The 20,925-nt window shown below is 63.8% G+C and carries 19 protein-coding genes; 16 read left to right on the forward strand and 3 right to left on the reverse strand.

The window, feature by feature from the left end:
- Positions 1–261: 261 nt before the first annotated feature.
- The gene (locus tag H1B27_RS17810) at positions 262–1,113 is read left to right on the forward strand and encodes a class I SAM-dependent methyltransferase (RefSeq protein ID WP_197966927.1); all 852 of its coding nucleotides are present in this window, start codon (positions 262–264) and stop codon (positions 1,111–1,113) included.
- A 42-nt stretch (positions 1,114–1,155) separates the two neighbouring features.
- Here H1B27_RS17810 and H1B27_RS17815 read toward each other — a convergent pair whose 3' ends face one another.
- Complete coding sequence (locus H1B27_RS17815) at positions 1,156–2,565, reverse strand: DUF6418 domain-containing protein (RefSeq protein ID WP_197966928.1); 1,410 nt, start codon at positions 2,563–2,565, stop codon at positions 1,156–1,158.
- Between the two features lie 10 nt (positions 2,566–2,575).
- Positions 2,576–3,340 (reverse strand): hypothetical protein, encoded by a 765-nt coding sequence (locus tag H1B27_RS17820; protein WP_197966929.1) that lies wholly within the window; start codon positions 3,338–3,340, stop codon positions 2,576–2,578.
- A gap of 544 nt (positions 3,341–3,884) precedes the next feature.
- Here H1B27_RS17820 and H1B27_RS17825 point away from each other — a divergent pair.
- From H1B27_RS17825 to neuB, 5 genes are all read left to right on the forward strand, one after another.
- Positions 3,885–5,087: an HAD-IIIA family hydrolase gene (locus H1B27_RS17825; protein WP_197966930.1), complete on the forward strand. Its 1,203-nt coding sequence runs from the start codon at positions 3,885–3,887 to the stop codon at positions 5,085–5,087.
- 134 nt (positions 5,088–5,221) lie between these two features.
- Positions 5,222–6,241, forward strand: a complete 1,020-nt coding sequence (locus H1B27_RS17830) for an NAD-dependent 4,6-dehydratase LegB (RefSeq protein WP_197966931.1) — start codon at positions 5,222–5,224, stop codon at positions 6,239–6,241.
- A gap of 19 nt (positions 6,242–6,260) precedes the next feature.
- The gene (locus H1B27_RS17835; RefSeq protein ID WP_311976956.1) at positions 6,261–7,445 is read left to right on the forward strand and encodes a LegC family aminotransferase; all 1,185 of its coding nucleotides are present in this window, start codon (positions 6,261–6,263) and stop codon (positions 7,443–7,445) included.
- A complete protein-coding gene (gene neuC / locus H1B27_RS17840; RefSeq protein ID WP_197966933.1) occupies positions 7,438–8,616 on the forward strand; it encodes a UDP-N-acetylglucosamine 2-epimerase in 1,179 nt (392 codons plus the stop codon). The genes H1B27_RS17835 and neuC overlap by 8 nt, the downstream gene beginning before the upstream one ends.
- Positions 8,613–9,683, forward strand: coding sequence for an N-acetylneuraminate synthase (neuB, locus tag H1B27_RS17845; RefSeq protein WP_197966934.1), 1,071 nt, complete (start codon positions 8,613–8,615; stop codon positions 9,681–9,683). Before neuC ends, neuB begins: the two co-directional genes overlap by 4 nt.
- Here neuB and H1B27_RS17850 read toward each other — a convergent pair.
- On the reverse strand, positions 9,680–10,291 hold the full coding sequence (locus tag H1B27_RS17850) for an acetyltransferase (RefSeq protein ID WP_197966935.1): 612 nt from the start codon (positions 10,289–10,291) through the stop codon (positions 9,680–9,682). The two genes, neuB and H1B27_RS17850, sit on opposite strands and share 4 nt — an antisense overlap.
- Before the next feature lie 198 nt (positions 10,292–10,489).
- Here H1B27_RS17850 and H1B27_RS17855 point away from each other — a divergent pair, with 198 nt between their 5' ends.
- The 10 genes from H1B27_RS17855 to H1B27_RS17900 are packed head-to-tail and all read left to right on the forward strand — an operon-like array spanning position 10,490 to position 20,918.
- Complete coding sequence (locus tag H1B27_RS17855; protein ID WP_197966936.1) at positions 10,490–11,539, forward strand: nucleotidyltransferase family protein; 1,050 nt, start codon at positions 10,490–10,492, stop codon at positions 11,537–11,539.
- Positions 11,536–12,444: a Gfo/Idh/MocA family protein gene (locus H1B27_RS17860; protein WP_197966937.1), complete on the forward strand. Its 909-nt coding sequence runs from the start codon at positions 11,536–11,538 to the stop codon at positions 12,442–12,444. Before H1B27_RS17855 ends, H1B27_RS17860 begins: the two co-directional genes overlap by 4 nt.
- Complete coding sequence (locus H1B27_RS17865; protein WP_197966938.1) at positions 12,441–13,142, forward strand: acylneuraminate cytidylyltransferase family protein; 702 nt, start codon at positions 12,441–12,443, stop codon at positions 13,140–13,142. The genes H1B27_RS17860 and H1B27_RS17865 overlap by 4 nt, the downstream gene beginning before the upstream one ends.
- Positions 13,143–13,155: 13 nt before the next feature.
- Entirely contained in the window at positions 13,156–13,977 is an 822-nt protein-coding gene (locus H1B27_RS17870) for an SDR family oxidoreductase (protein ID WP_197966939.1), read from the forward strand.
- A gap of 10 nt (positions 13,978–13,987) precedes the next feature.
- A complete protein-coding gene (locus tag H1B27_RS17875) occupies positions 13,988–15,511 on the forward strand; it encodes an MATE family efflux transporter (RefSeq protein WP_197966940.1) in 1,524 nt (507 codons plus the stop codon).
- Positions 15,512–16,402, forward strand: a complete 891-nt coding sequence (locus H1B27_RS17880; RefSeq protein WP_197966941.1) for a class I SAM-dependent methyltransferase — start codon at positions 15,512–15,514, stop codon at positions 16,400–16,402.
- A complete protein-coding gene (locus H1B27_RS17885) occupies positions 16,399–17,331 on the forward strand; it encodes a hypothetical protein (protein WP_197966942.1) in 933 nt (310 codons plus the stop codon). The genes H1B27_RS17880 and H1B27_RS17885 overlap by 4 nt, the downstream gene beginning before the upstream one ends.
- A gap of 25 nt (positions 17,332–17,356) precedes the next feature.
- Entirely contained in the window at positions 17,357–18,745 is a 1,389-nt protein-coding gene (locus tag H1B27_RS17890) for a surface carbohydrate biosynthesis protein (RefSeq protein ID WP_197966943.1), read from the forward strand.
- A 4-nt stretch (positions 18,746–18,749) separates the two neighbouring features.
- Positions 18,750–20,156 (forward strand): capsular polysaccharide export protein, LipB/KpsS family, encoded by a 1,407-nt coding sequence (locus H1B27_RS17895; RefSeq protein ID WP_197966944.1) that lies wholly within the window; start codon positions 18,750–18,752, stop codon positions 20,154–20,156.
- Positions 20,157–20,168: 12 nt separating this feature from the next.
- Positions 20,169–20,918 carry a glycosyltransferase family 2 protein gene (locus tag H1B27_RS17900; protein ID WP_197966945.1) on the forward strand — a complete coding sequence of 250 codons (750 nt, stop codon included), beginning with the start codon at positions 20,169–20,171 and terminating at the stop codon, positions 20,916–20,918.
- The last annotated feature ends 7 nt before the right edge of the window (positions 20,919–20,925 follow it).

Consider the following 20,925-nt stretch of genomic DNA (forward strand, 5'->3'; position numbering starts at 1 on the left):
CGCGACGTAGCCGGAAGAGGCACTTCGACCTCGGTCGGACTCGCTCCCAAGCCCACCCCGCAACCTTGCGTTGCGCCTGCGGCTCCCATATAAGCAAAGCTGGCCATGCGATTTGGCACCCGCCTGAACAGCCGGATCAGGGCCCATCCTGGACGTCCACCATGCTTCGCCGACCGTTCGTCAGTACCACGCCAACCACGACGTCCATTCAACTGAGGAATCACTGAGGTGCGCTGGCAGACAAAGGCGCGAGCGTTCTCGGTGCTGTCGAACATCCCCTTTGGCGAAGACATCCACTACGCCCTGCAGCGCTACGTCACACGACGGCTGCCGCGGCCCGAGAAGCAGGTTAAATCCGTCTACACGCTCGCGCAGCGGCTGCTGGGCGTTCACCAAGCTTACAGTCTAAGGCCGCTACGGGATTCGACCTGCTTCGAGTTTGGCACCGGGCGCGATCTGATCATTCCGCTCGCCTTCAGCGCGCATGGAGCGCAGCGCTTCATCACGGTCGACATCGCGCGCTTGGCCAAGCTGGAGCTGATCCGCTCCAATGCCGCCATCATTTCCAGACTCAGCGGCAACAGCCACCCCGATATCAATTCCCTTGACGACCTCGAACGTTCCTGGAGGATCGAGTATCGTGCGCCAGCCGATGCCCGGACGACAGGCCTGCCGGCCGGTTCGATCGACTGCGCGGTCTCCGTCGAAACGCTCGAACACATTCCCAAGGATGACATCGCGGCGATCTTGAAGGAGCTGCGACGCATCATGCGTCCTGATGGACTGGTCCTCATGCAGATCGACTATGGCGACCACTTCAAAGGCTTCGATCCGTCCATCAGCTCGTTCAACTTTCTGACCTATTCCGAGGAGGATTGGGCGCCCTTCCAGTCGCGCTTCCAGTACGTCAATCGTTTGCGCCACAGCGAATATCTGAAACTATTTAGAGAGGCCGGGTTCGAGCTACTCAGCGATCAGCCCGACCGCCGGCCGCCGGAGCGGCATATTCTGGAACGATTGGCACCATGCTTCAGAGGCTTCTCCGAAGAGGATCTGTTCACGCTTGGCTCCCTGATCATCGGCCGTCCGGCCGATCCATCGAACCGAAACTGAAGATCGCCGTTTGCTCGTTGCTTGGCAGAATTGCGGGCTGTGTCAGGGCAGTTGCGGACGTCGCACCACAAAGCGGCGAAACAATCGAGGCCTGTCGGCCAGCACCCACGGAAGAATGGGCGCCCGCTCCTCGATAATGATTGCCGCAAACAGCGCAGCAATCTTCACCCAATATGTCGGCGTCGCGACAAAGTTCAGCATGCCGCCGATGTACATCACGTAGATGCCGTACAGCACGTAGAAAGATAGAGCCGCCGTCAGATATCGTTCGACGATGATTGACCGGATCATAACAGCTGAGAGGAGCGCAGTGAGCCAACCGGCCCCCAGCAGGAAGATCCAGCCGAAATAGGGACCAAGCAGTTCGAAGAAAATTTCGGGGAACCCGCCCGCGAACTGAAAACCGCCTGTGATGTGTTCCGTCGTCCGCGGCTCACCAATGGTTTCGGACATCAGAAGCTGCGGGGTCGTATTCCGTCCCGCAACGATGGGGCGGTCGAACAGGAAATCGAAGACGTGGCGCGCGTCCCAATCTCCGTTGACCAGAACGCGTTGATAGGACGCCCATCCTATCTCCGAGGGCTGCACCAGAACGCGCTCGACAAAAGCATCCAGCGCCGCCTGACCTTCGAACCCTCGGACTCTGGTCAGATTCCAATAGAGTGCGAATGCAATCATCGTGGCCGTCAGCACAATGACGCCGGTGCCGGCCAGCACGATGCGGCGGTCGCTAATCCGGGGCAGCAAGTTGAACAAACTTGCGCTCCCGAGATCTCGCGCCTGAACGATCAGCACCGCGGAAAACGGTATGACAAAGAACGCACAATATCGGTAGAACGGCGAGAAGCGCCCGCCTGCGAGAAACATGTAGAAGGTGAGGACGGCCAGCAAACCCACGAAGCGGTAATCGTATCGCTGGCGTCGCAATCGCTCGGCCACAAACATGGTCCCCCACCAGAAGCAGAGCATGTCCCCTCGCTCGACCACCAGGCGATGGAGGAAGCTGGCCTGTTCGTTGAAGGTCCAACGCTCGATCTTGGCAAACAACGGAATGACACCTCCCTGAATCAGGGCACCGAAAAGCAAGATCAAGAAGAGGACGGACGCGTAGAACGTGACGTCCGAAAGGGTCAGTTGAGATTGGGACGCAGGCAGTCCGGGAGTTGGAGCCTCCCGTGCCCATTCATCGAGCGCCCTCGAATTGAAGACCCAGAGGAAGGGAAGAAGCGTCAGAAAATAAGCAATCGACTGGAACACCGTCATGACGCCGGGTCCAATGAACATCTGAAGCTGGGACGAGAATACGGGCCCCGTGAGGTCGACATAGAGCGACGAGATCGTCCGCCATGCGAAGGTAAACAAAAGGAAGGCAAGACAAATGAGGACCGCCGACCTGAATAGCCCCAGCCAGACGAAGAAGAGGAGTATGGAGGCTCCAGCCAGAAGGGTCATTGCCGAAGTCCTAGCCCAGACGCGCCGGCCGCCTCAGAAAGAAGGTCAAAAGACCGATGAAAAGCAGAATGCCCAAGCCCGCCAGGATGGCTCTTTGCACGAGATTGACTTCCCTCGGCCCTTCCGTCGCGGGAGACAAGCCATCCTGCGGCCCCGTCATCCTCACGGTGCGTTCGATATAAGCCAGGAGAGCAATGCGCGTATCAATGTTGAGCATCCTGTCGACCGAAGCCCCTGGACTCTCCACGAAGGCAGCCCCGATGGAACCCCCGTCCGGCCGAACCGGCGCGAAGTCCATACTGTTCTTCCTCAATGCATCGTTGAGCAGCGCTCTCGCATCTTGCAGGCGCGCGCGCACCGAATGCAACAACTCCATCCTCGGCTCGAATAATCTCTGGTGTGCGGCCTGGATCGCAAGAACAGCCTGTTGAAGCAGGGTCGCCGCCTCCTCCTTCGAGGCGGCGCTCGCCTCCAGGCGGATCGACGAATCGCCAATAACGATCCCGCGCAGTGAGGCTCCACCGAACGCCCCACGCGAGTCGGGAAGCGCCTTGCGAGCATCGGCCAGAACAGTGCTCTGAAATTGGACCGCTCCGATTCGCATCACCAGATCACGGGCACTCTCCATGGGTTCAACTCCTGCCCCAGCCAGCCCGAGAATACTTTGAAGGGCGGGCACGGTACCAATCGCGATCGTCGAGGTCGCGGTCCAGGATTCCACCTTCCGGCCGACGGCAAGAGAGCCAAGAGCAGCCAACAAGATCGCCCCGATCATGAGCGAAAGGACCCAATGCTTCCGCGCTGCTCGGACAGCAACACGGAACCATCTCGCGAGCTGCAGAAACGCTGGAGCTCGCGGTGTACGCTCGGCCATCGGCATGTGACTCTTGTCCCCCGGCAACCCCCACAATACGGATGGGGAACCCGGTCACTATCATACTGAGCTATCTCTGGTTGATCAATCGGCCCATGGCCAGGAGGCTCTCGATGATCGACCCTCGTATGATCGCCCGCCTGCGCTTCGCCCGGCCGGTTCGTTCGACAAGAGAATCCTCGCCTACTCCCTTGCTCGTTGCCTCCGGGCGCCGCCAAGCGTAAACAGAGCCCGCAACAGTTCCTGTCGCAGCGGGCAGCTTGCCATTGACGGGCGTTGGTGCGGGGTCTTTGTCACTCAGTGTCGCGTTCGCCAAGCGTTTATCGAGGATCGACCGACGTTGGGAGACGATCCGGCCACCACAGCTCGATCCAACGAGAGCCAGAACCTTGAGACAGACATTAGCTGCTCGCCTTCGACTAAGGTGCCGATGGGAAGAGCCGTCATGCTGAGACAGGCTGTCGTCCTCGTCGGGGGACTCGGCACCCGCCTCGGCGAACGCACCAAAACCGTGCCGAAGCCGATGCTCGATGTTGGCGGCCGGCCGTTTCTCGACACGCTGCTCGACGAACTCGTACGCTACGGCGTGTTCGATGAAATACTTCTGCTTGCGGGCCACAAGGCGGAGATCGTCGAGAGGCACTACGCCGCGGCCGCCAGGGGATCGACGCGAATCATCGTGTCGCGCGAGCCCGAGCCGCTCGGCACCGGCGGTGCGCTCGTGCATGCGCGCGACCTTCTGCATGACCGGTTCCTGTTGCTCAACGGCGATTCCCTGTTCGATTTCAACCTGCTCGACCTGATCATGCGCGCCCAAGGGGGGCGCGTTCACATGGCACTGCGCGACGGCGTCGTCGGGGACCGCTATGGACGCGTCGTCCTCGACGGTGACGTAGTGCGTGACTTCATCGCCCCGGGTGTGGGTGCTACTGGACCGGTCAATGCCGGCATCTACGTCATCGACAAGTCCGTTCTTGCCGACATCACAATGCTTCCCGCCTCGCTCGAGCAGGACGTATTTCCTGGCCTGACCAAGTTCAGCGCACTGCGCGGCACGGCCTATCGCGGTTACTTCATCGACATCGGCATTCCCGACGACTTTGCACGCGCGGACCGCGAATTGCGGGACAAGCTGCGACGGCCGGCGGTGTTTTTCGATCGCGACGGCGTGCTCAACCATGATTCGGGATACACTTTCGAGACGCACAGGCTCGAATGGATCGAGGGCGCACGCGAGGCCGTGAAGGCCGTCAACGACGCCGGCTATTTTGCCTTCGTCATCACCAATCAGTCCGGAGTCGCACGCGGCTACTACGAGGAGCATCACGTGGTCGCGCTGCACCGCTGGATGGCGGACCAGATGGCGCTGATTGGCGCGCATGTCGATGCATTCGAATATTGCCCCGATCACCCCGAAGGAACCGTCGCGCGCTATTGCCGCCCGAGCGACCGGCGCAAGCCGGCGCCGGGCATGATCATCGATCTCGCACAGCGCTTTCCGGTCGACATGACGCGCAGCTTGGTGATCGGCGACAAGCCGAGCGACATCGAAGCCGCTCGTGCGGCCGGCCTCGCGGGCCACTTGTTCGAGGGCGGCAACCTGGAGACCTTCGTGAGACAGCGCCTCATCCCGGCTGGCCAGGCCTAGGCGCGCGTCACGAAAACCGCTGCATCCCCGGGCATTTGGCAGCTTTCTGGCGCTGCTCTGTTGCGCGCGACCGCCAGTGTGCTATAGCGCCATCTTGTTGCGAACACAGGCTTAATCGCCTTCTGGGGTCCGGCATGGCAGATCTAAGGGACGCCCGCGTCCTCGTTACCGGCAGCGACGGCTTCATCGGTTCGCATGTCGTCGAGGAGCTGGTGAAGGCCGGGGCACGCGTCAAGGCGATCGTCTACTACAACTCCTTCAATTCCTGGGGCTGGTTGGACACGGTTCCCGCTGACATCATGAAGTCCGTGGAGGTGGTCGCCGGCGATATCCGCGATCCGCACTTCATGATCGCAACCGCCAGCGGCTGCACCGACGTGCTGCACCTGGCGGCGCTGATCGCGATTCCCTTCTCCTACGTCGCGCCCGACTCCTATGTCGACACCAATGTGAAGGGCACAGTGAACGTGCTCCAGGCAGCGCGCATGGCGGGCGTGCGTCGATTCGTGCAGACCTCGACCAGCGAGGTCTACGGCACGGCGCAGATCGTCCCGATCAAGGAGAACCATCCGCTGGTTGGCCAGTCACCCTACTCGGCCTCGAAGATCGCATCCGACCAGATGGCGCTGTCGTTCCATGCCTCGTTCGACATGCCGGTTGTCGTGATCCGCCCGTTCAACACCTTCGGCCCCCGGCAGTCGGCGCGCGCGGTGATCCCGACCATCATCAGCCAGATCGCGACTGGCAAGCGCAAGATCCGTCTCGGCGCCGTCAGTCCGACGCGGGACTTCTCCTTCGTCACCGATACCGCGCGCGGCCTCATCGCAGGACTTACCGCGCCGGCCGAGCAATGCGTCGGCCAGACCATCAATCTCGGCAGCGGCTTCGAGATCTCGGTCGGCGCCACCGTCGAGATGATCGCCGACGTCATGGCGACCACGATCGAAATCGAGACCGACGAGACGCGCCTCCGTCCGGCCAACAGCGAGGTCGAGCGGCTCTGGGCCGACAATTCCAAGGCACGCCAGCAGCTCGGTTGGAGCCCTGAATTCGGCGGTGTCGAGGGCATGCGTCGCGGCATGGTCAAGACCGTCAACTGGTTCACTAATCCCGCAAACCTCAACCGCTACAAGGCTGACGTCTACAATGTCTGAGGTGATGGTGGACAGTGTCGTGGCCAGCTCAGACTTCAAGCTGGAGACGATCGTCGACGCCGTGCGGCGCGCGGTGGGAACGCCGAACGGCGTGCTCGGCCTGCACGAACCGGTGTTCGCCGGAAACGAGATCGCCTACCTCGAAGAGTGCATCAAGAGCACCTTCGTTTCCTCGGTCGGTCCCTTTGTCGATCGGTTCGAGCGTATGCTGGAGCAGGTCACCGGCGCCAAACGCGCGGTCGCCGTCGTTAATGGTACGGCCGCGTTGCATGCCTGCTTCAGGCTTGCCGGCGTCGAGCCCGGCGACGAGGTCATCTCGCCAGCGCTGACCTTCATCGCGACGACGAACGCCATCGCTTATTGCGGCGCAACACCGCATTTCGTCGACAGCTCGCTCGAAACGCTCGGCATGGACGCGCGCGCACTCGCGGTGCGGCTCGATGCGATCGCGCAGAGGACCGCGACGGGCACCATCAACCGCGAGACCGGACGCCGCATCGCGGCGATCTCGCCGATGCACACGTTCGGGCACCCCGTCGCACTCGACGAGATCGCGGCGATAGCCCACGAGTGGGGCATCGCGCTGGTGGAGGATGCCGCGGAATCGCTCGGCTCGACCTACAAGGGTCACGCCGTCGGATCGCAGGCGCGGCTCGCGGCGCTGAGCTTCAACGGCAACAAGATCGTCACCACCGGCGGCGGCGGCGCCATCCTCACCAATGACGAGGAACTGGGACGACGCGCGAAGCATCTCACCACGACCGCGAAGCTGCCGCACAAATGGGCCTTCGTGCACGACGAGATCGGCTTCAACTATCGCCTGCCCAACCTGAACGCCGCGCTCGGCTGCGCGCAGCTCGAGCAGCTCGATGGCTTCCTGGCGAGCAAGCGCCAGCTGGCAGCCGCCTATGAGCGTGTCTTTGCCGGCGTGCCCGGCGTGCGGTTCTCGCGCGAGCCCGCGGGCACGACCAGCAATTACTGGCTGAACGCGGTCCTGCTCGACGAGGCGCATGCCGAGCGGCGCGACGACGTGCTCACGGCACTGAACGAGGCCGGCTTCGGCGCGCGCCCGGCCTGGACGTTGATGCACAGGCTGCCGATGTTCGCGCAAAGCCCCCGCGGCGATCTTTCCACCGCGGAATCCATAGAACGCCGGCTGATCAACCTGCCCAGCAGCGCCAGCATCAGGCCCCGCGATGAGTAGTCGCGCACGAAAAATTTGCTTCGTCACCGGAAGCCGGGCCGATTTCGGCCTGCTGGTCTGGCCGATGCGCGCAATCCGTCAGACGCCAGGCCTCACGCTTCAGCTCATCGCCACCGGCATGCATCTCGCGCCGGAATTCGGCTACACCTTCAACGCCATCCGCGAGGAGGGGTTTGAGGTCGACGAGCGCATCGAGACGCTGCTGAGCACCGACAGCGGCGCCGGCGTCGCCAAATCGGTCGGACTCGGCGTGATCGGCTTTGCCGACGCCTTCACGCGTTTGCAGCCAGATCTCGTGGTCGTGCTCGGCGACCGCTTTGAGATGTTCGCGGCCGCGCAGGCCGCGATGTTCATGCGACTGCCGATGGCGCATCTGTTCGGCGGAGACGTCACCGAAGGCGCGGTCGACGAATCCACGCGCCACGCGATCAGCAAGATGGCGCATCTGCATTTCACCAGCAATCATGGCTCGACGCGGCGATTGATGCAGCTTGGCGAGCACCCGTCCCGCATCCATACCATCGGCTCGGTCGGCATCGACGCCATCAAGCATCTCGATCTGATGAACCGCGACGACATAGGCGACGCGATCGGGATGCCGCTCGGCGAACGCAATGCACTCATCACGTTTCACCCCGTCACGGTCGAAGCCGGGCGGTCGGTGGCTGAGTTGGATGAGTTGTTTGCTGCCCTGTCGACACTCGATCCCGTCTTCCGTCTTGTCTTCACGCTTGCCAATGCCGATGCCGAAGGGCGCGCGCTGAACGATCGGACCAAGGCCTTCGCGGCGCGCCGGCCGAACACGATCGCGGTCGCCTCGCTCGGGCAGCTCCGCTACCTCAGCCTGATGAGCCAAGTCGACGTGGTGATCGGCAACTCCTCGAGCGGCGTGCTCGAAGCACCCTCCTTCGGCGTTCCCACGGTGGATATCGGCGACCGTCAGAAGGGGCGTGAGCGCGCAGCCTCGGTGTTTCATGCAGCGCCCGAACGTGGCGCAATTGCCGCCGCGATCTCGGCAGGACTCCAGCGTGGCCGCGAAGCCACCGTCAACCCCTACGGCGACGGTGAATCCAGCCGGCGATTTGCCGACATTGTCGCCGCCATCCCCGATTTCAGGCGGCTTCTGGCCAAGGGCTTTTACGAACTTCCCGCAAGCGGAGCGCGGCCATGACGACGCACACGCTGATCATCGCGGAAGCCGGGGTCAATCACGACGGCAGCCTGGAAAAGGCGCTGGCCCTGGTCGATGCGGCAGCCGATGCCGGAGCCGACATCGTCAAGTTCCAGACCTTCAATGCAAAGGCGTTGGCGGGCGGCGCGGCGAAGAAGGCCGACTATCAGCAGCGCACCACCGATGCCGGCGAGAGCCAGCTAGCCATGCTCGAACGTCTTGAGCTGCCGCAGGCTGCGCATGAGATCCTGATCGCGCGCGCCAAGGAGCGCGGGATCGAGTTTCTGTCGACGCCGTTCGATAATGCTTCGCTCGACTTCCTTTTGTCTCTGAAATTGTCGCGCCTCAAGATTGGTTCGGGCGACCTCACCAATGCGCCGCTGCTCCATGCAGCGGCGAGAGGCGGCGCCATGCTGATCCTGTCGACCGGCATGGCAACGCTCGGCGAGGTTGAGGAAGCGCTGGGTGTATTGGCCCATGGCTATGCGCATCGCGGGGATCCTGCAGGCGTCGCCTCGTTCCGCGCAGCATGGCGCGATCGGGCGGCACGCGCCGCGGTGGCGCGGCACGTCAGCCTGCTTCATTGTACGACCGAATATCCCTGCCCCATCGCCGATGTGAACCTCGCCGCGATGGCGACGATCCGATCGGCGTTCCAGCTTCCGGTGGGTTATTCCGATCACACCGATGGGTTCGAGATTTCGGTAGCCGCGGTCGCGCTCGGCGCGACCATCGTCGAAAAACACCTGACGCTGGATCGCAATGCGCCCGGCCCCGACCACGCAGCCTCACTCGAGCCGGACGATTTCAAGCGCATGGTCGGCGCTATCCGCAATGTCGAGACCGCGCTCGGCGACGGCGTGAAGACGCCGAAGGAATCCGAAATCAGGAACGTCCCGGTGGCGCGCAAGAGCATCGTGGCGGCGCGCGCGCTGAGGGCCGGCGAGATCATCGGACCGGCCGACATCACGGCCAAGCGGCCGGGCACCGGACGGCCACCGATCGATTATTGGTCATTGATCGGAACGGCGGCGCCGCAGGCGCTTGACCCGGACGACCCGGTTTAACGACGGGGCTTGGCAGGGACCCCGCGCAGCACGGACCCGGGCGGCCATGAAGCCGTAACGACGGAACCCATCGCCACCAGCGTATCATTGCCAATGGAAATGTGATCGCGGACCCGACTGCCGAGCCCCACAAAGGAGTTGTCGCCGATCTCTGCACCGCCGCCGACTACGGTTCCGGGAGACAGATGCGTGCAGTGCCCAACTCGCACATCGTGCTCGACGACCGCGCCCGAATTGATGATGCAGTGATGGCCGATCATGCTGCGTGCATTGACGATGGCACCCGGCATGATGACGCTGCCCGCGCCGATCGTTGCCGAAGGCGAGACGAACGCGTGCGGATGGATCACCGACGCCCAGCGCTTGAGCTGCAGCCGGCCGATCAATTGCCGGCGCGCGGGCCCCGCCTGCATCGTTCCGATCCCGACCACGAAGGCGGCATCCGGATAGTTGGGCGCAACGTCATCGGTTCCGAGGTAGCGCGCATTGCCCAGCGTACCCGGCTGGCGATCGAGGAAACCGACGACGTTGAACTGGCCCGACAAGAGAGCGGCCTCATAGACCATGAAGGCATGCTCGCCGCCACCGATGATGATGAGATCGTCCATCGCATTTCCCCTGCACAGACCAATCTTAGCGACGGGGCTGCGGTACTTCAAACCGACGGGGCCTGGCCGGAAAACACGGGTATTAACAAGGTCAACGCCCGGGCCCCTGGCGGGGTTGACGCCGCCTCTCGCAGCCGCGATATAGCAGGCTCAGCCGTGGGCCGCCCCCAATATCTGGCGTATACGAGGCAAATTGCCATGAAATCCTGGCGCAAAGCCGTCGTCGGTACCCAGGCGACTGTGGGCGAGGCCATCGCCGCGATCGAGAGCGGAAGCATCCAGGTTGCGCTGGTGCTCGACGACCACAATCGCCTGCTGGGCGTGGTCACCGACGGCGACGTGAGGCGCGGGCTGCTGCGCGGCATTCCTCTCACCGGACTTGCGACCGACATCATGAACCGGACGCCGGTGTCTGCCCCTGCGACCTTGCCGCGCGAGGATCGCCTGCAGCTGATGCGGCAGAGGTCGATCAAGCAGCTCCCGCTTGTCGACGAGGGCGGCCATCTGGTCGTGGTCGAGACGCTCGATGAGCTGCTCGAACCTCGTCACTATCCTAATCCTGTGCTGATCATGGCCGGCGGCCTCGGCGAGCGCCTGGGTGCGCTGACGCGCGACGTGCCGAAGCCGATGCTCAATGTCGGCGGCCGACCACTGCTGGAGACGATCGTCCGCAACGTGGTGCAGCAGGGGTTTGCCAACATCTTCATTTCGGTCAACTACAAGGCTCAGACGATCAAAGACTACTTTGCCGATGGCGCCGCCTTCGGTGCCAAGATCCAGTACGTGCACGAGACCGAACGCCTCGGTACCGCCGGCGCGCTCGGGCTCTTTTCGACACCGCCGGATCTGCCGATGATCGTCACCAACGGCGACATCCTCACCACGATCAACTATGGAGCGCTTCTCGACTTCCACAACGGAACGCCGGCGGAAGCGACGATGGCCGTTCGCGAGCACAAGGTGCACGTCCCCTATGGCGTGGTTTCCACGTCGGAGGGCTTTCTCCAGACCATTCGCGAGAAGCCGACCGAGAGCTGGTTCGTCAGTGCCGGCATTTACGTGATTGGAAGCTCGGTCTTCCGCCATGTCGCCCCCGGCGTCAGCATCGATATGCCGACCGTGCTGGAGCGGGTGATCGCCGATAAGGGACGCGTCGCCGTCTATCCCATTCGTGAATACTGGCTCGACATCGGCCGCCTGGAGGATTTCGAGCAGGCGCATGCAGAGTTTCACGAGGTCTTCCCGTGACCTCAACAACCGCCGTCGTGGTTGGCCTCGGCTCGATTGGCGCAAGGCATGCGCGGGTCCTGCGCGAGCTCGGACTTCGGGTCACGACTGTCAGCCGGCGCGAAGGCGGCGACTACGGGTCGATCGCGCAGGCCGTCGCGGCGGCGCATCCGGACTACGTCGTGATCGCTACCGAGACTGCGCGTCATGCGGACAATCTGCAAGAGCTCGCGCAGACCGGGTTCCTTGGCAGGGTCCTCGTCGAAAAGCCGCTATTCGCAACACCGGCTCCGGCCCCGAAATATCCCTTCGCCCGTGTCAGCGTTGGATACAATCTGCGCTTTCACCCCGTGATGACGGCGCTGGCGGAAAGACTGAGCGGGCACGACGTGATCACGGTCGACGCCTATGTCGGCCAGGACATCAGGGACTGGCGGCCGGGCCGCGATCACCGTGCGACCGCATCCGCCACGGCCGATGCCGGAGGCGGCGTGCTGCGGGATCTCAGCCACGAACTGGACTATCTTTTGTGGCTGTTCGGGCCATGGCATCGCGTCGCAGCGCTCGGCGGCTCCTCCGGCGCTCGCGACATCGACGTCGACGACCATCTCGACCTGCTGCTCGACATGCAGCTGGCGCCATCGGTGCACGTCCACATGGACTATCTCGATCGCCAGGGCATCCGCCGCATTCGCGTCAATGTCGACGACGATACCATCGAGGCCGATCTCGTCGGCAGCCGTCTCACGGTCAACGGCAAGGCAACGGAGATTCCCAGCGAACGCGACCAGAGCTATCGCGACATGCATGTCGCGGCGATGCGCGGCGCGAGCCCGGTCTGCTCGCTGCCCGAGGCCCTCGGCGTCGTGCACCTGATCGACGCCAGCGAGCGCGCGCTGCGCACCAAGTCCTGGATATCGCCATGAGTCTCGTCTGCACCATCTGCGCGCGAGGCGGCTCGAAAGGGGTGGTCGGCAAGAACGCGCGCGATCTCCTGGGCAGGCCGGTGCTCGCGTGGAGCATCGCGCAGGCGCGAGAGACCGGCCTGTTCGATGCGATCGCCTTCAGCAGCGATTCGGACGCCCTGCTCGGGGCGGCGCTGAAGGCTGGCGCCGACATCGCGGTCAGGCGCCCCGACGAGATGGCGACCGATACCGCGCCAAAGCTGCCGGCGATCCGCCATTGTCTCGAGCAGGCCATCGCGCAAATGGGCACGACGCCCGAGATCTTCGTCGATCTCGACGTAACCTCGCCGCTCAGGCTCGCCTCCGACATCACCGGTGCGGTGGCACTGCTGCGCGAGAGCGGCGCGCGCAATGTCATTACCGGGTCGCCGGCGCGACGGTCGCCCTATTTCAACCTTGTCGAGCAGCGTGCCGATGGCAGCGTCGGCCTGTCCAAATCTGCCGATCCTCCGATCACGCGCCGGCAGGATGCGCCGCGCTGCTTCGACATGAACGCGTCGATCTATGTTTGGCGCGTCGCGCCATTCCTGGAGCGGCCTGCGGTATTCTACCCGGACACACGTCTGCTCGAAATGCCGGAAGAGCGTTCGATCGACATCGATTCCGATCTCGATTTTACGTTGGTGGAACTGTTGCTCCGCCAACGACTGGCGGCCTGAGGAGGCACAAGCGATGACCACGAGCTTCAAGGCTCTGTTCGATCTGACCGGCCGCACTGCCGTCGTTACCGGTGGGTGCGGCATTCTCGGTCGTCGCTTTGCCGAGGGCCTTGCCGAGTTCGGCGCCAAGGTTGGGATTGTCGATCTGGATCAGGCCGCAACCGATGCCGCGGCAGCCGAAATCGCCTCCCGCCATGCCGTCCGCGCCAGAGGCTACGGTTGCGACATCACCAGCCCTGAAGCGGTGCGCAACACAGCCGATGCGATCGAGGCCGACCTCGGACCGGTCTCGATCCTGCTCAACAACGCGGCCAGCAAGACCCGCGACGTCGACGCCTTCTTCGCGCCCGTCGAGAAATTCTCGCAGGAGACCTGGCGCGAGATCATGGCTGTCAATCTCGACGGCATGTTCAACGTCGCGCAGGTGTTCGGCGGCCGGATGGCCGAACGCGGCTACGGCGCCATCGTACAGACCGCCTCGATCTACGGACTGATGGCCCCCGATCAGCGCATCTACGAAGGCTCCGAATATCTCGGCCGCGCCATCAACACGCCGGCGGTCTATACCGCCTCGAAGGCCGGTGTCATCGGCCTCACGAAACACTTGGCGACCTACTGGGCGAGCAAGGGCGTTCGCGTCAATACCCTCACCCCCGGCGGGGTGGAGAGCGGGCAAAACGAGACCTTCAAGGCGCGCTATGGTGCCCGTATTCCGCTTGGCCGCATGGCCCGTGCCGACGAGATGGTCGGGACCATGCTGTTCCTGGTCTCCGATGCTGCCTCCTACGTGACTGGGCAGAACATCGCCGTCGACGGCGGACTAAGCGCCTGGTAACAAAACACCAATGATCAAGCGCCTGATCCAGAACACGGTGATTTCGGCGCTTGCCTTCGGCGTGGCCGCCTTGCTGGGCCTCGCGGTCATTCCGCTGATCATCGGAACCTGGGGGGTGACCGAGTTCGGCCTCATCGTCATCTCGCGGCTGCTGCTTCCTAGCGGCATGATGGCGGTGCTGGACCTCGGTCTGTCCGAGGTCGCCACCCAGGTCGTCGCGCGCGCGCGCGAGCACCGCAATTGGACGCGGGCCAGCCGCCAGATCGCCTTTTTGGGAGCGGCCTCCATCGCTCTCGCCTTGATCCTGAGCGCCGCCATCTGGCTCGCGACGCCCCTCTTCGTCATGGTGATGAAGGTTGACGCCGCGCACCTCGAGACGTTCACCCAGATCATGCACTACACGGCCCTCGCGAATCTCATCTTCGTTCCGGCGCTGGTGTGGGAAGGTATTGTCAAAGGCTTCGAGCGGTACAACCTGCTCCGCGTCGCGGAGGTCTCGTCGACGACGGCCTATGTCGGTCTGACATTCGCGGCCTCGTGGGCGGCGGCAGGCTTTGAAGTGGTCGCCTACATCTATCTCGCCACGCTGGTCGCCCGCGCCGTCGTCATTGGAATTGCCGCCTTCGTCGCCCTGCGGCACAAGCACGTGCGATTGCTGCCATGGACCCCGGACATCCGACGGGATGTTCTGCATCGCTGCCTGCTGCTTCTGCAAGGCAAGCTGATGGGCGGCATTTCCGGGCCGCTTCAACCCTTCCTGATCGGAGTGCTGTTCGGGCCCAAAGCCGTCGGCACCTACGACGCGCTGATGCGATTGTCGCGGGTCTCCAAAGTTGTCGTCGGCCTCCTGACATCCGCTTTGCTTCCCGTTGCCAGCCGGCTCGACGAGCGCGGCAGCGCAGCGTCATTCCAGCGTCTCGGCGACCTCGGCCTCGTCATGATGCCGATGTTCGTGGTGCCGCCGCTTGCCGCCACCGCGATTCTCTCGCCTGAGATCATGGACATCTGGATCGGCCCCCTTCTTGCCCCCTACGCGTTCTGGATGGGCCTGAGCTTCCTGGTTCCGATCTGCACGCAATATGTGGCGATCGGCAGCCTGATCTTCCTGACGCGGCCCGAGGTGCAGGCCAAGCTCAACAGGCTGGTCGCCATTCAGCTTCTGATCTGGGCTGTGGTCTCTGCCGCGACATTGCATCTGTTCGCGGAACGCGCCCTGATCCTGGGCCAGGTCATCGGCAGTATCGCCATCCTGCCCTTGCAGCTGGTAGCGTTGCGCGATGCCCTCGAACTCGACCGCAAGAGCTTCGCAAGGGTGATCGGAACCCAGCTCGTAATCCTTGTCCTGGCCAGCGCTTTTCTAGCAACAATTGCAGGTTACATTCGGCTCGACAGCGTGCTAAAGCTCGCGCTCGGTTCCATGGTTTTCTGCCTGATTACCTGGACGCTCCAATACTTCCTCGTGCTTGAAAAACGGCACCGGACTGTATTTCCAGCCGTTGGGCTACTGATGGGACTGACATCCAAAAGCGGTTGAATGAACATCCACGCGACAGACACGAAAGCCGCCACTACGGGTTTCGCTCCGGCATCGCTGTCGGACAAGGCGACGACCTACGCGCTCGATGCGGCAAGGAGCCTCGGCCGTCTCGCGATGCGCCGCGTGAAACGCACGGCCGATGTCGTCGATTCCGAGTACAATCTGTTGCACTGGCAGCGAACGCTGTCGGAAAAGAACTGGACTAAGGCCGCAAGCATCGACGAGTTCCTGGTCCCGAAGAATCCCGCCCGCGGGCTTCGTAAGGTCGACAACGAGATCTGCCGGGTCGCGGCCGACGACTATTATCGCTACCGCGCCAAGGCCCTCGGCGAACTGCTCGCGCGACACGCGGGCGGTGCCACGGAGATCGTCGAGCTCGGCGCGGGCTGCGGCATCAATCTGCTGTCGCTTCACCTCAACCATCCCGACTGGCGGCTGCACGGGTTCGACATCGCCCCGAACGGCATCGCCGCAGGCCGCGAGATCGCAGCGCATTATGGCCTGTCGGACCGGATATCGCTCGACAGGATCGACTTGACCGACGGCAGCGACCCGAACTACGCAGCGATCAGGGATCAGGTCGTTTTCACCTATTTCTGCATCGAGCAGATTCCTTATGACGTGCACAAGGTGGTGGACAACATCATTGCCGCGAAGCCGAAACGCGTCATCAACATCGAGCCGACGACGGAGCTGCTGAACCTCGCAAGTCCGCGAGATATCGTCAGCTTCCTCTACATCCTTTCGGTCGACTACCAGACGCAGCTGTTCTCGACGCTCGATGATTACGAGCGACAGGGTCGCGTCCGCATCTTGGCGCGTGAACGCATGCCGTTCGCGCCGACGATCCACAATGATGGTTTTTTGTATTGCTGGGAGCCCACATGACGACCGTCGACACGACGGCTGATCGGCCTGCCCCGAAGAAGGCGAAGATCAGCCAGTTCCGCCGCCTGCTGTGGCACGTCAACCGCACCGACCTCGGATGGGCGATCAAGGCGGCTCTGACCTGCCTGCAATTGCCGGCCCGCGCCAAGCGTGTCGCGCTGCTCAGGCAGCTGCCGACGAAGCCCGAATGGACCGAGGCCAGCCGCAAGCTCGGCGAGGACGGTTATGTCGACGTGACCGCGCTGGTCGACCGCAGCCTCGCGGAAGCCGTCGCCTCGTTTGCCGACGGCAAGGTGCAGCGCCTCAACGAGCTCGTCGGCCGGCAGAAGGAAGGACACAAATCGTTCTGGGTCAGCCTGCTGGACGAGGATCTCGTCAACGGCGCCTTTGCGACCGACCATCCCTTCGTGCGCAACGCACTGCAGCCGGCCGCGCTGCGCATCATCGGCGACTTCATGCACGACCTGCCGCAATTGTCGGATGTGGTGCTGACACTGTCCCAGCCGACCCCGAACCGGGCGCTGAGCTATTCCCAGCTCTGGCATCTCGATCACGACGACAAGCGCGTCTGCAAGCTCTTCATCTACCTGACCGATGTGAGCGACACGGCCGACGGTCCGTTCACCTTCATTCCGGCCAGACCGTCGAAGGCCTTCCGCAACACGCTGAAGAGCCACATGAGCGACGCGCAGGTGTTCGCCAAGACCGGCCCCAACGCGGTCAAGGAGATGATCGCGCCCCGCCTGTCGTGCTTCATCGTCAACACAGCTCGCTGCCTGCACATGGGAAGCCGGATCCAGTCCGATCACAGCCGCCTGCTGTACACGGCGACCTACATCCAGCAGCCGCGCATCTATCCCGAACCGCCGGCGCGCTTCCGCGCTGTTGGCGCCCTGACGGATCTCGAGCGCACCGTGATGCGGCTCTGATACGGACCTGCCGGGAGCTCACATCTTGCGTATAGGCCTGGTGGTCGATCACCCCAAGCGTGACTTGCCGGGTGCGGTCATGCTCGGTTATCAGCTTGCGCGGCGCGGCGTCTCCGTCGTGCTGGTGCCGATGTACGAGCAGGCCGTCGACGTTCCTCGGCTCGGGCTCGACGCGCTGGTCGTCAACTACGCGCGTCCCGTCAACCTCGATCTCATGCGCAGCTTTGCGAGGGACGGGCTCGCGCTCTACGTGCTCGACACCGAAGGCGGCGTGCTCGCGGAAAAGGGCGGCAACTCGCCGCCGGCAATGGCCGCGCACGTCAAGGGCAGCGGCTACGCCGACATCCTGGCGGGTTATTTCTTCTGGGGCAGTCGGCTGCACGAGGCCTTCCTCGCGGCCGGAACCATGAAGCCGGAGCAGCTTCACCTCACCGGATGCCCGCGCTTCGACTTTGCTGCGCCGCGCTGGCGCGCGCTGCTCGATGGCGAACCGCGCGACTACCTGCTCGTCAACGCCAACTTCCCGCTGGTCAATTCACGCTTCACCGGCAAGCCGGGCGGCGAGCGCGAAGCGATGGTGCGGGCCGGTTGGGATGGCGGCTATGTCGATCGCTTCATCGCGGACCTGAAGCAGGTCTTCGCCAACTACCTCGCCGAGATCGACCGCCTTGCCGCAGCGCGGCCCGACCGCACCATTCTGGTGCGTCCGCATCCCTTCGAGAGCGAGGAGGTCTATCGCAACGCACTGGCGCGCCACGCCAACGTCCTGATCGACGGCACCGGCAGCGTACTCGACCGCATCCGCAATGCGGCCGCCGTCGTTCATCTCAACTGCGGCACGGCCGTCGAATCGGTCCTGCTCGGAAAGCTTCCGCTCCAACTCGAATATCTGAACACACCGACCACCGCCGGCCATGCGGCGCTGCCCGCGCGCGTGAGCCGACCGGTCGCCTCGTTCGAAGAGCTGCTTGGCGCGATCGACCATATCGAGCGCGAGACCGAGACCTTCGATTTCGCCCGCGTTCATGCCGCCGATATCGAGGCCTTCTTCCATCTCAACGACGGGCAAGCCGCCGAACGCGTCGCTGACGTCCTGACGCGCGCTGCGGGTGCGCGCCGGCCTTACGTGTCGTTGCTGGCGACCGTGAAGGGCACGCGCGACAAGCCGAGTGTCGGCCAGATCGTCAAGGGCGCTGCCAGCGCCGCGCTCGGATCGGCCGTGACGGAACGGCTGCGCAGCCGGTTCAACCCGGCCCGGCGCGACAAGCGCATCGAGCCGGTCGTCGTCAGGACCCTACTGCAGCGTATCGCAGCTCATGACCGCGCGAGCCCGGCGCAATTCGCCACAAGACGCGCACACTGCGCGACGACAGGCTTGCCGCTCGCGAGCATTGCCATCGACCCCACCCGATAGACTCATGGCCACACCCTCAAAGACCATTCTCATCACCACGCTTGCCGAATACCAGACCCGGTTCTGGATTCCGGTCGCGCAGCGGCTGCGTGCGGCAGGCAACGATGTCGAGCTGCTCGCCTTCGACGATCGCAGCGCCGAAATGTCGGCGGCCGAAGGCGTGCCGGTCACCAACATGTACCGCGACGGCCTCAGGACGGGTCCCTCCCCCGACGACCGCGACGCGTTCGACGCCCGCGTTGCCGCCTACGGGCTCGACGGGACCAATTTCCTGTTCAGCCATGAGCGGTTCACGTTCGGCATCCGCGACACCGCAGCGCTGCGCCGGCGGTTCATGATCTATGCCAACGCGATGGAGGCGCTGCTCGACCGCCTCGAGGCTGAGGGCAAACGCGTCGAGCTGGTTCAGGAGCTCGGCGGCTTCCTCTCCGTCATCGCGAGCTTCTACGCCGCCAGGCGTCGCAACATCCGCAACTGGTTCATCGAGCCCTCGTTCTTTCGTGGCCGGATGTATTTCACGCCCGACAGTCTCGCCGCACCCGACGTGATGCCGACACCGGCGGACGCCGTGTCGCCAGAGGTGCGCGCCTATCTCGACGACACGCTGACGCAGCGGGCGATCGTCATCCCCAAGAAGGACCAGCATCATTATTCGGCGGCCTTCAAGAAGGTCGTGAACCTGCGCAACGCCCGCCGCCTCACCGAAAAGCTGTGGGACCAGTTCGCGCTCGGAAAGCATCAAGAGTTCGGACACAATCTGCGTCACGCCCGCGTGCACGCGGCGATGGCGCTCAATGCGACGCGGCTGCGCAAGCTCTACAAGCCGATCCCCGGGGCGCCCTTCGTCTACTATCCATTCCACGTTCCCGCCGACATGGCACTGACGCTGCGCTCACCCGACTACCTCGACCAGGTCGCAACGGTCGACTTCCTGCTGCGGACGATCCCGGACTCGCATGTGCTGGTGGTGAAGGAACACCCCGCCCAGATCGGCGCGATCTCGGCCGATCGCCTGTTCGAGCTGGCGCGCCGCTTCGACAATTTCGTGCTGCTGCCGCCGCAGACCAACAATTACACAGTGCTCAACCGCGCCGATGCGGTCATCTCCGTCAACAGCAAGTCGGGCGCCGAGGCCTTGCTGCTCGGCAAGCCGGTCGTGGTGATGGGCGATGCGTTCTACCGCTCCTGCCCGCTGGTCTACGCGGTCGACCGGCTGGCTGACGTGCCCGCAAGGCTGCGCCAGGCGCTCTCCGCCGGGCCATTCGATCCAGCCAAGGGCGCTCCCTATTTCGAATCGGCCTGGCGCAGCTCTTATCCGGGCGAACTCTATATCGGCGATCCCAGGCTGCTCGACACGTTTGCGGCCTCGTTGTGCGCCGCGATCGCTGAGCCCGCTGCCCGCGCGAATTGAACGGACCCCGTCATGCCGCTCGTCTCGATCATCACCCCATCCTGGAACGTCGAAGGCCTGATCGAGGAGACCATCCGCTCGGTGCAGAGCCAGAGCTTTTCCGATTGGGAGCTGCTGATCGCCGACGACTGCTCGACCGATAGGACACCGCAGATCATCGCGGACATCGGCGAGCGCGATCCTCGCGTCAAGCTGATCCGGCAGGCGAAGAACGGCGGGCCGGCGCTGGCCCGCCAGGCCGCAATCGACCGGGCGCAGGGGCGCTATCTCGCGTTCCTCGACAGCGACGATCTGTGGCTGCCCGGGAAACTGGAGCGTCAGCTCGCCTTCGCGAAGGCGAAGCAGGCCGCGCTGAGCTACACCGCTTTCCGCCGCATCAACGAGACCAACACGGTCACCGGACGGTTGATCGAGGTGCCGGCCGCGCTCAGCTATGGGCAGCTCCTGAAGAACACCGCGATCGCGACGCTGACCGCGATGGTCGACCGCGAGATCGCCGGCCCCATCGCGATGAAGAACGAGGGTTATGACGATTTCTGCCTGTGGCTCTCGATCCTCAAGCGCGGCCATACCGCCTACGGCCTCAACGAGGATCTGGCGCGCTACCGCGTCAGGGGCTCCTCCGTCTCCAGCCGCCCGGTGCGCTCGGCCAAATGGGTCTGGCAGATCTACCGCAATGTCGAGCACCTCTCCCTGGCCCGATCGGCCTGGTGCTTCGGCCATTGGGGGGCACGGGCCTGGTTGAAGCGACGGGAGTTCTAGGCCCAGC

The organism is Bradyrhizobium diversitatis, from assembly GCF_016031635.1.
GTDB lineage: Bacteria > Pseudomonadota > Alphaproteobacteria > Rhizobiales > Xanthobacteraceae > Bradyrhizobium > Bradyrhizobium diversitatis.

Coding starts and splice junctions, on each gene's coding strand:
- H1B27_RS17815 (WP_197966928.1), bottom strand. CDS start 2,565: ATGACCCTTCTGGCTGGAGCCTCCATACTCCTCTTCTTCGTCTGGCTG.
- H1B27_RS17820 (WP_197966929.1), bottom strand. CDS start 3,340: ATGATCGGGGCGATCTTGTTGGCTGCTCTTGGCTCTCTTGCCGTCGGC.
- H1B27_RS17825 (WP_197966930.1), top strand. CDS start 3,885: ATGCTGAGACAGGCTGTCGTCCTCGTCGGGGGACTCGGCACCCGCCTC.
- H1B27_RS17830 (WP_197966931.1), top strand. CDS start 5,222: ATGGCAGATCTAAGGGACGCCCGCGTCCTCGTTACCGGCAGCGACGGC.
- neuC (WP_197966933.1), top strand. CDS start 7,438: ATGAGTAGTCGCGCACGAAAAATTTGCTTCGTCACCGGAAGCCGGGCC.
- neuB (WP_197966934.1), top strand. CDS start 8,613: ATGACGACGCACACGCTGATCATCGCGGAAGCCGGGGTCAATCACGAC.
- H1B27_RS17850 (WP_197966935.1), bottom strand. CDS start 10,291: ATGGACGATCTCATCATCATCGGTGGCGGCGAGCATGCCTTCATGGTC.
- H1B27_RS17855 (WP_197966936.1), top strand. CDS start 10,490: ATGAAATCCTGGCGCAAAGCCGTCGTCGGTACCCAGGCGACTGTGGGC.
- H1B27_RS17865 (WP_197966938.1), top strand. CDS start 12,441: ATGAGTCTCGTCTGCACCATCTGCGCGCGAGGCGGCTCGAAAGGGGTG.
- H1B27_RS17870 (WP_197966939.1), top strand. CDS start 13,156: ATGACCACGAGCTTCAAGGCTCTGTTCGATCTGACCGGCCGCACTGCC.
- H1B27_RS17875 (WP_197966940.1), top strand. CDS start 13,988: ATGATCAAGCGCCTGATCCAGAACACGGTGATTTCGGCGCTTGCCTTC.
- H1B27_RS17880 (WP_197966941.1), top strand. CDS start 15,512: ATGAACATCCACGCGACAGACACGAAAGCCGCCACTACGGGTTTCGCT.
- H1B27_RS17885 (WP_197966942.1), top strand. CDS start 16,399: ATGACGACCGTCGACACGACGGCTGATCGGCCTGCCCCGAAGAAGGCG.
- H1B27_RS17895 (WP_197966944.1), top strand. CDS start 18,750: ATGGCCACACCCTCAAAGACCATTCTCATCACCACGCTTGCCGAATAC.
- H1B27_RS17900 (WP_197966945.1), top strand. CDS start 20,169: ATGCCGCTCGTCTCGATCATCACCCCATCCTGGAACGTCGAAGGCCTG.